Consider the following 15,553-nt stretch of genomic DNA (forward strand, 5'->3'; position numbering starts at 1 on the left):
GTGGCGCCCCCGGCCGGCCGACGACTTCACGGCGGCGATCGCCGGCGCCAAGGTCGTGTCCGTGCTCGATCGGCACTTCTCGCCGGGCGGCGCGGGCGGGCCGGTGGCGCAGGAGGTGAAGTGGATACTGTACGGCCAGCCCAAGGCGCCGCAGATCGTCGAGACCGTCGTCGGGTTGGGCGGCCGCGACGTCACGTTCACGGACTTCGAGAAGATCTACGGGACGTGTAAGGCGGTGCTCGGCGGTGCGAAGGTGCCACCCTTCGAGCTCATCCAGGTGAGAGGAGGGCACTATGGAAAAATTTAACGTCTACGCCTCCCGGCTGCTGCCCAAGGAGGACTTCCTTTGCACGGGGCACCGGGCGTGCCAGGGCTGCGCCGAGGTGCTCGCGATGCGGCTCGTCCACAAGGCGCTCGGCCGCAACACGATCGTCGCGTCCGCGACGGGGTGCATGGAGATCATCTCCTCCCCGTACCCCGAGAGCGCGTGGAAGGTCCCGTGGATCCACGTCGCGTTCGAGAACTCCGCGTCGGTCGCCTCCGGGATCGAGTCCGCCTACAAGGTGCTCGTGCGCAAGGGGCGCCTGCCCGCGCGCAAGATCACCTTCGTCGCGTACGGCGGCGACGGCGCGACCGCGGACATCGGCCTGCAGTGGCTGTCGGGCGCGATGGAGCGCGGCCACCGGATGATCTACGTCTGCTACGACAACGAGGCGTACATGAACACCGGCATCCAGCGCTCGAGCGCGACGCCGTTCGGCGCGTCGACGACGACGAGCCCGGCGGGCGCGGCGAGCATGGGCCAGCACACGTGGAAGAAGAACGTGCCGGAGATCATGGCGGCCCACAACATCCCGTACGTCGCGACGATCAACCCGAGCTACCCGTTCGACCTGTTCACCAAGGTGCGCAAGGCCGCCGCGGCGAACGGGCCGGCGTACCTCCACGCCTACTCCTGCTGCCCGACCGGCTGGCGCATGCGGCCCGAGCTCGCCATCCAGGCAGGAAGGCTCGCCGTGGAGACCGGGGTGTTCCCGCTCTACGAGGTCGTCGACGGGAAGTACGACATCACGGTGCCGACGAAGGAGCTCCGCCCCATTCGCGACTACCTCAAGCCGCAGGGCCGGTTCCGTCACATGACCGACGACTTGATCGCCGCGGCCGAGGCGCGGATCCACAAGGAGTACCGGCACCTCGAGGCCAAGGTCCGCATGACGCGCGAGGAGGGCTTCTGATGGAGCTGAAGCAAGTGGATGCCATCGTGGAGAGGTACGGGTCGGAGGCGTCGTCGCTGCTGGCGATCATGCAGGACGTGCAGGACGAGGCGCACTACCTGCCGCGGGAGGTGGTGGAGCACGTGGCGAAGCGGTTGTCGGTGCCCGTGGCGCGGATCTACGGGATGGCGACGTTCTTCGGGTCGTTCCACCTCGAGCCGCGCGGGAAGCACATCTGCACGGTGTGCATGGGGACGGCGTGCCACGTGCGGGGGGCGGCGCGGCTGGTGGAGCAGCTGGAGCGGGACCTGAAGGTGAAGTCCGGCGGGACGACGGCGGACATGCTGTTCACGACGGAGGAGGTGAACTGCGTCGGGGCGTGCGCGCTGGGGCCGCTCGTGATCCTGGACGGCGAGTACCACGGCGCGATGACGTCGGGGCAGCTGACGAAGATCGTCGAGAAGCTCGTGAAAGACGAGGGAGGCAAGTGATGGGGAAGATCGGCAGCCCTAAGGAGCTCCAATCCTACCGCGAGGGGCTCGCGAAGAAGCGGAGCGACTCGAAGAAGGTGGTCGCGGTGTGCTGCGGGACGGGGTGCAACGCGTCGGGGGCGCGGAAGGTGGCGGCGGCGTTCGCGGAGGAGCTCGAGAAGCAGGGGCTGGGCGAGCAGGTGGAGCTGCGGCCGACGGGGTGCCACGGGTTCTGCGAGCGGGGGACGCTGGTGCTGATGCACCCGGAGGAGACGCTGTACCAGCGGGTGAAGCCGGAGGACGTCGCGGAGATCGTGTCGAAGACGGTGGCGAAGGGGGAGGTGCTGGAGAAGCACGTGTACGACGACCCGGTGACCGGGGAGAAGCACGTCAAGGAGCACGAGATCCCGTTCTACAAGCACCAGAACCGGCTGATCCTGGGGAAGAACGGGGCGATCGACCCGACGAAGATAGACGACTACGTCGCGCTGGGCGGGTACGGGGCGCTTTCGAAGGCGCTTTCGATGGGCCCGGAGCGGGTGCTGGACGAGGTGAAGCGGGCGAACGTGCGCGGGCGCGGGGGCGGGGGCTTCCCGGCGGGGCGGAAGTGGGAGACGTGCCGGAACGCGCCGGCGGACAAGCGGTACGTGATCTGCAACGCGGACGAGGGGGATCCGGGGGCGTTCATGGACCGGTCGGTGCTGGAGGGGAACCCGCACGCGGTGATCGAGGGGATGATCATCGGGGCGTACACGGTGGGCTCCGACGAGGGGTACGTGTACGTGCGGCACGAGTACCCGCTGGCGGTGGAGCGGCTGACGATCGCGCTCGAGCAGGCGCGAGAGAAGGGTTTCCTGGGGAAGGACATCCTGGGGACGGGGTTCTCGTTCGACATCAAGATCAACCGCGGGGGCGGGGCGTTCGTGTGCGGGGAGTCGACGGCGCTGATGACGTCGATCGAGGGGAAGGTGGGGGAGCCGCGGGCGAAGCACATCCACACGGTGGTGGCGGGGCTGTGGGGGAAGCCGACGAACCTGAACAACGTGGAGACGTGGGCGAACATCCCTTTGGTGATCGAGAAGGGTGCGGACTGGTACACGAGCATCGGGACGAAGGGGTCGCCGGGGACGAAGATCTTCTCGCTGGTGGGGAAGGTGAACAACACGGGGCTGGTGGAGGCGCCGATGGGGATGACGCTGCGGCAGATCATCTTCGACATCGGCGGGGGGATCCCGAAGGGCGGGGCGTTCAAGGCGGTGCAGACGGGCGGGCCGTCCGGGGGGTGCCTGCCGGCGGAGAAGCTGGACATCCCGGTGGACTTCGACACGCTGGTGGAGCAGGGCTCGATGATGGGGTCGGGCGGCATGATCGTGATGGACGACAGGACGTGCATGGTCGACGTCGCGAAGTACTTCCTGGGGTTCCTGAAGTTCGAGTCGTGCGGGAAGTGCACGACGTGCCGGGAGGGGACGCGGCGGCTGCACGAGCTGGTGACGGAGATCGCGGAGGGGCGGGGGACGCCGGAGACGATCGCGCTCATCGAGGAGCTGGCGGAGACGGTGAAGGAGGGGTCGCTGTGCGCGCTGGGGACGACGGCGGTGAACCCGGTGCGGTCGACGCTGCAGTTCTTCCGGGACGAGTACCTGGCGCACGTGAACGAGAAGCGGTGCCCGGCGGGGGTGTGCAAGGCGCTGATCACGTACGAGATCACGGACGCGTGCACGGGGTGCATGGTGTGCAAGAAGCGGTGCCCGGAGGGCGTGATCTCGGGCGACAAGAAACAGAAGCACGTGATCGACGCGAAGAAGTGCATCAAGTGCGGCATCTGCAGGGACGTCTGCAAGTTCGACGCCGTGCGGGTCTACTGAGCGGAGGCTGCGATGACAGTGAAGTTCAAGATCGACGGCGTGAGCGTGGAGGCGGCCGAGGGCGCGAGCGTCCTCGACGTGGCGCGGCGCTACGGGTTCGAGATCCCGTCGCTGTGCCACCACGAGGCGGTGACGCCGTACGGGGCGTGCCGGCTGTGCCTCGTGGAGATCGCGAAGGGCGGGCGGAAGAAGCTGACGACGTGCTGCAACTACGAGGTGCTCGAGGGGATCTCGGTGGTGACGGACACGCCGGAGATCCGGAGGCACCGCGCGATGGTGCTCGAGCTGATCCTCGCCGAGGCGCCCGACGCCGAGCCGGTGCGCAGGCTCGCGGCCGAGTACGGCGTCAGGACGACGCGCTTCCCCGCGAAGCCGAAGGGCGAGGCGGGCGAGAAGCGCGACTGCATCCTCTGCGGGCTCTGCGTCCGCGTCTGCTCCGAGATCGTCGAGGCGAACGCGCTGACGTTCAACGGCCGCGGCGAGAAGCGCGGGGTCGGGACGCCGTACCACGAGGCGTCCGACCAGTGCATCGGATGCGCGAGCTGCGCGTCGGTCTGCCCGACGGGCTGCATCGAGGTCAAGGACACGGCGGACGCGCGGGAGATCTGGGGGAGGAAGTTCGGCGTGGTGCGGTGCGAGAGCTGCGGCGCCCCCTTCATGACCGAGGCCCACAGGGATCGCGCCGTGGCCGACGGCCCCCTGCCGGCCGAGTACTTCAAGACGTGCCCGGCCTGCAAACGCAAGGCGCTGTCCGGCCGCTTCGCGGCGGTGGGCGCATAGGACGGGGAGGGGAGCAACATGGACAACCTATACGTCATCATCCCCCGCAACTGCACCGGGTGCCGGACGTGCGAGCTCGCGTGCGCCATGGTCAAGGGCCGGAACGGCGCGCTCGGCCAGTCGCGGATCCGAATCTTCCCGATAGGCGAGGCCTCCTACGTGCAGATGAACTGCCTCCAGTGCGCCGAGGCGGCCTGCGCCAAGGTCTGCCCGACCCAGGCGCTCGTGCGCAACGAGGTGACTCGGGCCGTGGAGCTCGACGCCGGGCGGTGCATCGGCTGCGCGCTCTGCGAGGCCGCGTGCCCGTTCGGACACATCCAATTCGATCGCGCTTCGGGAAAGCCGCTGAAGTGCGATCTGTGCGGCGGTGCGCCCGCGTGCGCCAAGTTCTGCCCGCATCGGGCATTGGAGATGAGGTGATGGGAGACAACCCCCTGCTGAAGAAGATCACGGCGAGCCTCGCCGTCAAGGAAGGGCGGTGTCCGAACGGGCATTCGCTCATGACCGAGACGATCCGTTTCGACGGGCAGAAGGCGGTCATGGCCGTGGTCCGCGTCCGCGGGCGCACGGGCGAGATCTGCCTCAACCCGTTCTACGGGCGGTTCGAGTACAAGTGCGATCTCGACCTGAAGGAGGGCGACGTGGTGGAGCTGTCGTGCCCCGAGTGCGAGGCCTCGCTCACCATCGAGACGATCTGTCGCCTGTGCAACATCCCGATGTTCGCCGTGCACCTGCCGGACGGCGGCCAGGTCGAGGCGTGCCCCAAGGTGGGCTGCCACAACCACTCGCTCAAGATCATCGACCTCGACGCCCAGCTCGAGCGCATGTACGTGGGCGAGACGAAGTTCCAGATGTAGGAGTGCCGCTTCGGCCTGCGACGCGGGCAGCCTCGCTCCAAGCTTTCGCGAGGCAAACCCGCTGCGCGGCCGGCGGCTGCAGGAACTTCTGATGGATATTCTGAAATGGTTTTTTCCGTCAAAGACAAGATCGAACTCTCGGCCGACAAGGCGCTCTGCACCCGCTGCGGCGCGTGCGAGGCCGTGTGCCCGTCGCGGGTGTTCCGCTGGAGCGAAGGCGCGATCGAGATCGTCGCCGCAGGCCGGTGCATCGGCTGCGGGCACTGCGTCGCCGCGTGCCCGAACGCGGCGTTCCGCCACTCGGAGCTGCCGCCCGAGCAGTTCGCGCCGCTCTCGGCCGAGCCCGCGCCGCCGGCCGAGTCGATTGACCGATGGTTGCGCGAGCGGCGGACCGTGCGGCGGTTCGCGCCGGAGCCGCTCGCGACAGAGGAGATCGAGGGGCTGCTGGACGCCGCGCGCTACGCCCCGACGTCGACGAACTCGCAGAACGTGCGCTTCATCGTCTTCTCCGGCGCCGCCAAGGTCCGGACGCTCGCCGCGTGGACCGCGGAGTACTACCTCAAGCTCCAGCGGCAGCTCGAGAACCCGTTCGTGCGGCTCGGCATCCAGGTGGCGGTCGGCCGCAAGCTCGTCGGCGCCTACCGCGCGCGCATGCCGGCCATCGCGGAGATGTTCCGGGCGACCCTCGCGGGCGAGGACCGGCTGTTCTACGACGCGCCGGCCGTGGCGATCGCGTTCGCGTCCGGCATGCCGCACCTCTCGGCGGCGAGCTGCGGGCTCGCGGCGATGCAGATCCTGCTCGCGGCCGAGTCGCGGGGGCTCGGGGCGTGTTTCAACGGGTACGCGCTCACCGCGCTCATCCGCGACAAGGAGACGCGGCAGAAGGTCGGCATCTCCCCGGAGTACACCCCCGGCGCCGTGCTCGTGATCGGCCGCCCGGCCGGCCGCTTCTACCGCATCCCGCCGCGTCAGGCTCGGAGGGTGCTCTGGTTCTGAGGCGACAGAGCGCATCGAGGAGCGGGGGCCGCGTCCTCCGAGAGGCGAGGCCCAGGTTCACAGACTGGAGCCTGCTCACGCTCGCCGGCTTTCTCGTGCTCGCTTCCATGTCGAAGGGTATTACGGATGGGATACCGACCAACTCCCATCCCATGATCTCGATCCGAGAGGACGAGTACTCGTCGATGTACGTCTTCCTCTCCGCCAACTTCGCGTGGTTGGCCCTCCTCGGCGCCTCGATCATCCTGGTGATCGCCGAGATGGCGCGCCGCGACCGGACGTGGCTCGCCGCGGCCTTCGCCACGCTTTTGCAGGCGGTCTTCCTGTTCCCGATCCTCGCAGGAGACAACGAGGTGCTCGCCGAGTGGAGATGGTTCCTCGTCGCCGGCTCCGTCGTCGTTCCGTTCGCCTTCTTCGCTGCGTTCCTTGGGCCTTTGCGGCGCAAGATCGAGTCGCTGAGGATCAATCATCCCTTTAGCATCCCGGCGATCTCCGCGGCGGCGCTCGCCTGCCTCGGCGCCGCTGCCGTGATGCTCTTTCACAGGCTCATCCACTCCGAATGGATCTCCCTCTATCCTTTCGCCGCCATCAACGCGCTGCTGTGGGTGCAACTGATCCTTTTTCTGCTGGCGAAGAGCGTGCTGCTCCTGGGGGGAGGCGTATCCCTAAAGATCGAGCTCTTCGTCATCTCGCCGCTGGGGGTGCTGCTCCTGCTGGCCGCCATGGCCGGAGGGATCGGGATCGTCGATGGCGCTCGGACCGCGCGCATCCGGGGCCTCCTCAACTGGCATTGCCCGCAGCTGTCGATGCTCTGCGATCTGGAGAGGTCCGCCGGGAAGGAGTGGACGAAGGTACGGCGCCGACTCTCCCCCGAGGACCACGCGATAGGCTTCGTCGATCCGAACGGGCTGCCCGCGAGCATGGCTCCCACGAAGCGGCACAACGTCATCTGGTTGGTCGCCGACGCGATGCGCCGGGACTACGTCGGATGCCTCGGAGCCGAGCGCGCCTCGACGCCGAACATCGACGAGCTGGCCCGAAGCTCCACCGTCTACGAGAACGCGTTCAGCCCCGCTCCGGGAACCGGCGATTCGATGCCGAGCATTTTGACGGGGTTGATGCCCAACACCCTCGCCCACGCCGCCAAGGTGCCGGTCTTCCTTCCCCGATTGCTCGGGAGACACGGTTACCGGAGCACCACCAACATGCGGGCCAAGAACGCGCAGTTCTTCTCCTATCCCGTGTTGGAGGGCGTCTCCATGCGCTCGCTCGGCATGCGCGAGATCTACAAGAAGATGAGGCCCTGGACGAAGGTGGACGAGCTGAGCGTCGATCGGCTGATCGAAAGGATGCGAAAGGCGAAGCAGCCGGTATTCGAGTACGTACACCTCCTCGCGACCCACGGCCCGTTCCGCGGCGGCGCCGCGAGCCCGAAGTGCAGGACCGCGGTGCGAAGCGTCGATCTCCAGCTCGGACGGCTCGTCGCCTTTCTGAAGGACGCGGGATTGTGGGACAGCACGGTCCTCTTCTTTTTCTCGGACCATGGCGAGGCGCTGGGCGAGCACGGGATGTGGGCGCACGCCCAGGCGCTGTACGGGGAGCAGACCGCGGTTCCGCTCATCGCGCATGTCCCGGGCGAGAGCCCGAGGAGGGTGGCGGGCCCGATCACCCTGACGGCGCTTCCGAGCCTGACGATGCAGGCGCTCGGGGCGCGTACGATCTTCGGGAAGCACGAGTGCGACAGGCTGGTTCCGGGTCTGAACGTCGAGTGGGCGGTCCAGGAGCGCCAGATCGACGGAGACATCACGTGGAGGAGCATCCGATATCCTCCGTACGTGTACCACGACAAGATCGCGGACGGTTCAGAGGAGCTGTACCAGACGGAAAACGATCCCGGGGAGATCGTTGATGTCTCCGACCGTCTTCCCGGCGAGTTGGACGAGCTCCGAGCGTTGGCAAAGAAGATCGTCGACTGGGAGATCGCGATATCGAAGAGCCTGGACTGACAATGGGCGAACGAGAAGGTTCAACGCGAGATACCTAAACGACGTACAACATGAACAAAGACATCATAACATAGCGGAAACAATTGTTGTTCAGGTATGGCAAGCCAAATCTATTGAATGTAATTGACAATGAGAAAAGCACCCCATTTGTTCAGTTGGCAGCGTCGTGGCGCCCGGTTTCGTATCCGCTGCGATACCCCGCGAGGGCTCCGAGATCAGCTTCGAGGCGGGGCGAACCGCTCGATGATCGCCGCTGCGGAGCGCAGCCCGTCGAGCGCGGCGCTCATGATCCCTCCGGCGTAGCCCGCCCCTTCGCCGACCGGAAACAGGCCGGGCAGCGAGCCGCTCTCCCGCGTCCGCGGGTCACGGGCGATGCGGACGGGCGAGGAGGCGCGGGATTCCGGCGCCAGGAGCACGGCGTCCGGGTGCACGTATCCGGGCATCGAGCGCTCGAAGAGGGGCATCGCGCGCCGCAACGGCTCGACCACCAACCCCGGCAGCACGGTGTCGAGGAGGGCCGGGGTCGCGCCGAGGCTGTAGCTCGTCGCCGGGAGGGGGCCGGGCCGCTTCGCGTCGCCCCGCGCGAACGAGGCGAGCCGCTGTCCCGGGGCCGAGTAGTCGGAGCCCCCGGCAGCGAAGCAACGCGCCTCGACCCCGCGGACGAAGGCGAGGCAGCTCTCGAGATCGCGGCCGCCGTAGAGCTCGGGGCGGAGCGTGACGACGAGCCCGCTCGACGCAAAGGGCGAGCCGCGTGCGTTCTCGGACATGCCGTTGAGGCACAGGTGGTCGGGCTCGTTGATCGTCGGCATCGTCTCGCCGCCCGGGCACATGCAGAACGAGAACACGGGGATTCCGTCCGGGCGCGCGGCGAGCTTGTACTCGGCGGCACCGAGCGCGGGATGGCCGGCCGCGGTCCCGAGTTGTCGCGCGTCGACCCAGGCCTGCGGGTGCTCGGCGCGGACCCCGAGCTGGAACGGCTTCGGCTCGAGGCGGACGCCGCACTTCGCGAGCGCGGCCCACGTGTCCCGCGCCGAGTGGCCGATCGCGAGCACGGCGACCTCGGCGTCGATGCGCCCCTCCTTCGTCAGGAGACCGGCCAGGCGTCCGTCGGAAACGGCGAAACCGTCCGCCCGCAGCCGCGTCCGCACCGCGCCGCCGGCGGCGACGATGCGTGCCACGAGGCGCGACACGACGCCGGGCAGCAGATCCGTCCCGACGTGCGGCCTCGCGTCCGTGAGGATCTCCTGCGGCGCGCCGCACTCCGCGAGGACGCCGAGGATCTCGCGGATCCAGGCGTGGCCGGTCGAGGTGGTCAGCTTGCCGTCCGAGAACGCGCCGGCGCCGCCCAGGCCGAAGAGGGCGTTGCACTCCGGATCCGGCCGCCGCGACTCCCCGAAAGCGCGCAGCGCCGTCCTCCTTTCGGAGACGTCGCCGCCCCTATCGATGAGGAGCGGGCGAAACCCGTGCTCCGCGAGCAGGAGCGCCGCGAAGAGCCCGGACGGACCGGCGCCGACGACGACCGGCGGGGCGCCCAGCGCGGCGGTGCCCGGGCGGACGGAGAGGGGGACGCGCTGAGGGGGCGCGGCGGCGTCCTCGATCTTCGGGTTCGAGTCGCCCTCCAGATCGACATCCACCGCGAACACGAGCTTCACGTCCCTCTGACGCGCGTCGACGGATCTCCGGGCGATCCGGAGGCCCCTCAGCCGCCGCGCCGAAGCGCCCAGGCGCGCGCGCACCGCCCGCTCGACGGCGGAGGGGAGCTCTGCGTCGTGGGGCACCGTGACGCCGTGGAGACGCAGGATCATGAAGGGGGGCCTACTGGACCGCGGCCGGGACGATGATCACGACGGTCTGGGTGTCGAGCACGGCGTCGGTCGTGTCGTCGACGATGTCGATGTACGCCTGAAAGAGCTGCGGCGTCGGCGTCTCCGGCACGGTGGTGTTCTGGGCGAAGACGGTGAAGAACAGCTTCGCACCCTCGACCGTGGTGAGGCTCGTGCCCGTGGAGAAACCGTAGAAGCCGTTGTTGTACGTCGCGCCGAGGAACGACCCCGGCGTGGGGTACGGCCAGCAGCTGTACTCCGGCTCCGCGGGCGGCCGGAACGTGTCGTCGGGAGAGTTCGCGACCACCCTGTTGAGGAACAGCGAGGTGTCCGGGGTGGCGCCGTCGCCGTCGTCCCGCGTCTGGTTGTAGACGTCGAACTTGGCGTACTTGACGAGCGCGGAGATCCCGTCCGTCACGGCGTCGGTGAGCCCGGTGCCGTCCATGCCGATGGTGTAGCGGAGGACGCAGTCCGAGCCGGAGGCGATGGTGCCGCTGCAGCAGGTGTTCACGCCGCAGCGCCACGTGGAAGCGCCCGTCTTGAACGCGCAGACCGGCACGACCGCGTCCGTCTGCTGGGAGATCTCCTGCGTCTGCGCTGTGATCGCCGTGTTGATCGCCGTGTCGTAGCCGGTGCCGTACCAGCTCTGGGCGGTGACGACGCGCGCGCCGACCGCTTGCAGCGCGCCGATCGCCGTGTACCGCGCGTGGTCGTTGTAGGCGACCGGGTAGTCCGCGGTCCAGCCGCCGTACGGCCCGACGGTGGTCGGGCAGGTCGCGTCGTGCGAGAGCGCGTCCGTGACGTGGAAGGCGATCGGGAGGGAGCCGGGCCTGAACTGCGCCCCGCCGATGCGGCCGGCGGTCGTGAACGGTCCGAACGTCCCGCCCGTGCCGGAGACGCCGCTCCCGTTGGCGACCTGGTAGAGCGACTCGTAGCCGGCCTCCGGGAAGTCGTAGCCGTCGCCGAGCGCGAGGCTGTTCACCGCGGTCGTCGCGACCGACGTGCTCGTCGTGATGCCGGAGAGCAGCGTGAACGGCGCGTCGCCCGTCCACCCGTAGGGCGACACCGGGAAGTCCTCCCACGAGGCCACGCCGAACCCGGCGTCGCTCACGCGGGCCGCGGTCGTCGAGATGATCGTCGCGAGCCCGGCCTTGAGGTTGGCGATCTCCTCGCCCATGGACCCCGTCGTGTCGACGTTGAAGAAGATGTCCGCCTGCTTGACGGTCGGCACGAACCTGAGGATGTCGCTCTGCTCCGGGTCCTCGTAAGGAAGGATGAAATAGAAATCCACGCCCACGTCGTCGAGCCCGCTCGACGCGAGGCAGGGATCCGAGCCGAGCATCGACTCGGCGAGATCCATGTACCCGTCCTCATCCGTGTCCTGGTAGAGGCGCGCGTAGCGGCCGAGCGAGGCGCAGTAGACCTCGAGCGCGTCGGGCAGGCCGTCCCAGTCGGAATCGAGGTCCACGTAGTCGGGCCGGCCGTCGATGTCGGTGTCGACCGGGAGCGTGTCGAGCGCCGAGTCGCCGGCCTCGTCGGCGTCGGAGATGCCGTCGCCGTCGCTGTCGGTGTCGAGCGCGTTGATGTCGTCGTCGTCGTCTTCGTCCCAGTAGCCGTCGGTGCCGTCGAGGATTGAATCGTCGTCGGAGTCCGGGTCCGTCGGATCCGTGCCGAAGTACCACTCGGTCTCGTCGTAGGCGCCGTCCGCGTCCGAGTCGAGATCGAGGTAGTCCGGCAGCGAATCGCCATCGGAGTTCGCGGGCACGTCCGGCGTGGCGCCGGCCTCCGTCTCGTCGGGGATCGTGTCGTCGTCGGAGTCCGTGTCCATGAAGTCCGGGTCGCCGTCGTCGTCGCTGTCGACCGGGTGGGTCGAGGGGTCGTCGTCGCCCGCCTCGACCGCGTCCGGGATGCCGTCGTCGTCGGAGTCCGTGTCGAGGTGGTCCGGCGTGCCGTCCTCGTCCGTGTCGATGTCGCCGGCCGATCCCTCGTCGATGTCGGTGATCGTGTCGCCGTCACTGTCCAGGAGATCGGTGTCGACGTCGGAATCCGTGTCCGTGTCGGTGTCCGAATCGGTGTCGGTGTCCGAATCGGTGTCGGTGTCGGAATCGGTGTCCGTGTCGGCGTCGGTGTCCGTGTCGGCGTCCGTGTCCGTGTCGGCGTCCGTGTCGGTGTCCGTATCGGTGTCGGAGTCCGAGTCGGAATCCGAGTCGGAATCGGTGTCGGAATCGGAATCCGTATCGATGTCGGAATCCGAATCCGAATCGGAATCGACGTCGGTGTCCATGTCCGAATCGCTGTCCGTGTCCGAATCGGAATCGGAGTCCGAGTCGACAGTGCCCACGCCCCCGTTGCCCGAGTCGCTGCAGGACGCGAGGGCGATCACCGCTGCGCAGCATACGCCGAGGACCAGACCACGTCCGGCGATCTCGAAAAGCGTCATCATGACCTCCTTGGATAATCGTAAACAGTCTACAGGCCGCGCGGGCGGCGCGCAACGCCCGGCGCTTCCCGGCGCTTCCCCTGTGCGCTTCCCCTGTTGACCGGAAAGGCGTCCGTGTGACAGCGTCGTCGGGAGCGAACCGCACCCACTGGAGGGATGACGATGCGTACGGAGACGTTGGCCGCGGCGCTGATCGCGGCGCTTGTGCTCTCGGCAGCAGGGAACGCCTCGGCCGAGGAGGGGATGTTCACCATGGAGTCCGCCGCGGCGCTTCCTCTCGAGGGGATGAAGCGCGGCGGGATCGAGATCGGCGCCGACAAGCTGCTCGAGATGCGGCGGGCCGTCGCGCTCGTCGCCTCGGGCGGCTCCGGATCGTTCGTCTCCGCGGACGGGCTGCTCGTGACGAACCACCACGTGGCCTACAGGTGCCTCGCCGCGCTCGACGGCACGAAGGCGCACAAGGGCGTCATGGACAAGGGGCACCTCGCCGCGGCGCGCGCGGAGGAGCTCCCGTGCCCGAACTACGACCTCATGGTCGTCGAGGACGTGCGCGACGTGACGGATCGGGTCCGCGCGGCGGTCCGGCCCGGCATGAGGGGGCACAAGCGGTTCGAGGCGATCCGGCTCGCGCTCGAGGAGCTCGAGGCCGAGTGCCAGAAGGGCGGCGCGTACTGCGACGCGGACGCGCTCGACGGCGGCCGGTCCTACCACATGATGGTCTACAAGCTGATCCGCGACGTCCGGCTCGTCTACGCGCCGGAGCAGGATCTGGGCAAGTTCGGCGGCGACGTCGACAACTGGCGCTTCCCGCGGCACACCGCGGACTTCACCTTCCTGCGCGCCTACGTCGGCCCCGACGGCGCGGGCTCCGCCTACGCGGACGCGAACGTGCCGTACGAGCCGGCGGCGTTCCTCCGCGTCTCCCCCGACGGCGTGAAGAAGGGCGACGGCGTCGCCGTGCTCGGCTTCCCGGCGCGGACCAAGCGGCACTTCCCGGCCGCGGCCACGCGGTTCGCCGCGGCGGTCGACATGCCGGCCCGGCGCGCGATCTACGACGGGATGCTCGCGGTCCTGCAGAAGGTGAGCGCGGCGGACGAGCTGACGAGGCGGCGCTACCAGGGGCTCGACGCGGGGCTCAACAACGCGAGCAAGTACATGGCCGACGTGGCGGCAAGCTTCGAGAAGTGGGGCGTGGTGGCGAAGTTCGAGGAGCGCGACAAGGCCGCGGCGCCGGGCCTCGTGCGGCGGATCGACGCCGTCTACGCCAGGTGGGAGCGCGTCTTCCCGAAGTTCCTCTACCTGCAGCGGCTCGCCTGGGCGGCGCGCAGCGTCGGCACCGCGTTCGACGTCGCCATGTGGTCCGAGATGCGGGGCAAGCCGGACCGGGACCGCAACGAGGAGGACTACCAGACCAAGAACATGTACAAGACCGTCGGCAGATCGGATCTGCTCGACGAGCAGATCACCCTCGTCGCCGAGAAGGCGTTGCTCGACTACGTCGTCCGCGAGGCGCAGAAGCTCGAGGGCGCGCAGCGGATCAAGGCCGTCGAGAAGCTCCTGCGCTGGGGCAAGGCCGAGGCGCGCAAGATCGCGAAGGAGGCGCGCAAGGCGGGCGAGCCGTACGACGCTTACTACGAGAAGCTCGCGGGGGCGAAGCCGTCCGACGATCCGGTGGCCACCGCGATCGACCTGATGTACGCGCGGACCCTGCTCATCGCGCACTCGGCGGACGAGGCGGAGCTGGATCGGGCGCTCTACGCGCGCAAGCGGCTCTTCTACAACGACCCGAAGGACGCGCGGCGCGTCCGGGACCCGCTCCTCGAGCTCGGCCGCGCGCTCGCCAAGGAGTACCTGCAGCTGCGCAACGGGCCGTACCGCGGGATCGAGGAGACGTTCGACAGCGAGCTCCGGCCGGAGTACGCGGCCGCGATCGGCGCCGCCTACCCGGACGCCAACTTCCAGCTCCGCCTGAGCTACGGCGCGATCGACGACTACACCTCGAGCGAGGACGGCAAGACGCACCGCTACGTGACGGATCTCGCGGGGCTGCTCGCCAAGGTGACGGGCGAGGATCCGTTCCGGGCCCCCGAGAAGCTCAAGGCCGCGGCCGCGGGCGACAAAGGCCGCTTCGTCGACGCGGAGATAGGCGACGTGCCCGTGAACCTGACCTCGACGCTCGACACGACCGGCGGCAACTCGGGCTCGGCGGTCGTGGACGGGAAGGGGCGGCTCGTCGGGCTCCTCTTCGACGGCACGCCCGAGTCGCAGCTCTCGGACTGGCAGTTCCTCGCGGACAAGCAGCGCTCGATCCTGCTCGACATCCGCTTCGCCCTGTTCCTCGCCGACAAGGTCCACGGCGCCAAAGAGCTGCTCGCCGAGCTCGGTTTGAATCCGTAGGGGCGAACGGCTGTTCGCCCGCCCGTCGTCTCACCCGGGGAACCAGCCGACGGAGATGTTCTCGACGAAGAGGTAGGGGAGGGTGACCGGGTCGCCCGCGTCGTCCTCGACCGGAGCGAGGGCGACACCGACCAGCTCGAGCGTCGCCAGCGCCGGCAGGTTCCACTCGCTCCACTCGTCGGCGGTCGTCACGAGATCGAGGAAGGCGATGCCCCCGACCGGCGCGTAGCTGCGCCAGATCACGGTGTCGTCCGCCGCGATGTCCGTGCAGTCGTCGTCCGGCAGGTGCAGCCCGAGGCGGACGACGAGGGTTGCGCCGCCGCTTGAGCTCGCGAGCGCAAAACCCAGGCCGACGCCGCCTCCCCCGGCCTCGTACAGCGAGAGCACTTTCCCCTGGATCTCGAACACCAGCTCGACCTGCCCGTCCCCGTGCTCGCCCCAGCCGTAGAGGAACACGTCGCCGCAGCCGCCCCACGACGTGAGGTTGTCCTCGAACCCCGGCGACAGCTGGACCTGATCCGTGTCGCTGTCCGCGTCCGAGTCCGTGTCCGTGTCCGAGTCGGCGTCCGGCGCGCCGGCGTCCGACGAGGAGGCGACCTCGTAGCACCCGGCCGCCGCTGCGAGGAACCCCGCAACAGCCGCCCAGGTTCCCAGCCTCCCCGCGCCGTCCACTCCGTCCATTCCGTCCATCCCCCCGATCCC

Annotated in this window: 12 protein-coding genes and 1 pseudogene; 10 read left to right on the plus strand and 3 right to left on the minus strand. The window is 68.8% G+C overall.

What is annotated here, in order from left to right; genetic code table 11:
• The 9 genes from porA to M0R80_21085 all read left to right on the plus strand — a co-directional run.
• Positions 1-307, plus strand: a 307-nt coding sequence (gene porA, locus M0R80_21045; GenBank protein ID MCK9462121.1) for a pyruvate ferredoxin oxidoreductase, incomplete at its 5' end; no start/stop codon positions are given.
• Positions 294-1,235 (plus strand): thiamine pyrophosphate-dependent enzyme, encoded by a 942-nt coding sequence (locus M0R80_21050; protein MCK9462122.1) that lies wholly within the window; start codon positions 294-296, stop codon positions 1,233-1,235. The genes porA and M0R80_21050, both read left to right, overlap by 14 nt.
• The gene (locus M0R80_21055; GenBank protein MCK9462123.1) at positions 1,235-1,705 is read left to right on the plus strand and encodes an NAD(P)H-dependent oxidoreductase subunit E; all 471 of its coding nucleotides are present in this window, start codon (positions 1,235-1,237) and stop codon (positions 1,703-1,705) included. Before M0R80_21050 ends, M0R80_21055 begins: the two co-directional genes overlap by 1 nt.
• A complete protein-coding gene (locus M0R80_21060; GenBank protein ID MCK9462124.1) occupies positions 1,705-3,552 on the plus strand; it encodes an SLBB domain-containing protein in 1,848 nt (615 codons plus the stop codon). The genes M0R80_21055 and M0R80_21060 overlap by 1 nt, the downstream gene beginning before the upstream one ends.
• 12 nt (positions 3,553-3,564) lie before the next feature.
• Positions 3,565-4,332: a 2Fe-2S iron-sulfur cluster-binding protein gene (locus tag M0R80_21065; protein ID MCK9462125.1), complete on the plus strand. Its 768-nt coding sequence runs from the start codon at positions 3,565-3,567 to the stop codon at positions 4,330-4,332.
• Between the two features lie 18 nt (positions 4,333-4,350).
• Entirely contained in the window at positions 4,351-4,752 is a 402-nt protein-coding gene (locus M0R80_21070) for a 4Fe-4S dicluster domain-containing protein (protein ID MCK9462126.1), read from the plus strand.
• Positions 4,752-5,189: a hypothetical protein gene (locus M0R80_21075; GenBank protein MCK9462127.1), complete on the plus strand. Its 438-nt coding sequence runs from the start codon at positions 4,752-4,754 to the stop codon at positions 5,187-5,189. The genes M0R80_21070 and M0R80_21075 overlap by 1 nt, the downstream gene beginning before the upstream one ends.
• A gap of 105 nt (positions 5,190-5,294) precedes the next feature.
• On the plus strand, positions 5,295-6,185 hold the full coding sequence (locus M0R80_21080) for a nitroreductase family protein (protein ID MCK9462128.1): 891 nt from the start codon (positions 5,295-5,297) through the stop codon (positions 6,183-6,185).
• A 152-nt stretch (positions 6,186-6,337) separates the two neighbouring features.
• Entirely contained in the window at positions 6,338-8,191 is a 1,854-nt protein-coding gene (locus tag M0R80_21085; GenBank protein MCK9462129.1) for a sulfatase, read from the plus strand.
• A gap of 215 nt (positions 8,192-8,406) precedes the next feature.
• Here M0R80_21085 and M0R80_21090 read toward each other — a convergent pair whose 3' ends face one another.
• Both M0R80_21090 and M0R80_21095 read right to left on the minus strand, forming a co-directional pair.
• Positions 8,407-9,996 (minus strand): NAD(P)-binding protein, encoded by a 1,590-nt coding sequence (locus M0R80_21090; GenBank protein MCK9462130.1) that lies wholly within the window; start codon positions 9,994-9,996, stop codon positions 8,407-8,409.
• A 1,819-nt stretch (positions 9,997-11,815) separates the two neighbouring features.
• A pseudogene (locus M0R80_21095) lies at positions 11,816-12,343 on the minus strand (cell shape-determining protein MreD).
• Positions 12,344-12,616: 273 nt separating this feature from the next.
• On the opposite strand from M0R80_21095, the gene M0R80_21100 reads away from it, so the two are divergent.
• The gene (locus M0R80_21100; protein MCK9462131.1) at positions 12,617-14,851 is read left to right on the plus strand and encodes a S46 family peptidase; all 2,235 of its coding nucleotides are present in this window, start codon (positions 12,617-12,619) and stop codon (positions 14,849-14,851) included.
• A gap of 30 nt (positions 14,852-14,881) precedes the next feature.
• Here the strand turns inward: M0R80_21100 and M0R80_21105 are convergent, their stop codons facing one another.
• Positions 14,882-15,541 (minus strand): hypothetical protein, encoded by a 660-nt coding sequence (locus M0R80_21105; protein MCK9462132.1) that lies wholly within the window; start codon positions 15,539-15,541, stop codon positions 14,882-14,884.
• Positions 15,542-15,553: the final 12 nt, after the last annotated feature.

The organism is Pseudomonadota bacterium (assembly GCA_023229365.1).
Lineage (GTDB): Bacteria > Myxococcota_A > Polyangia > JAAYKL01 > JAAYKL01 > JALNZK01.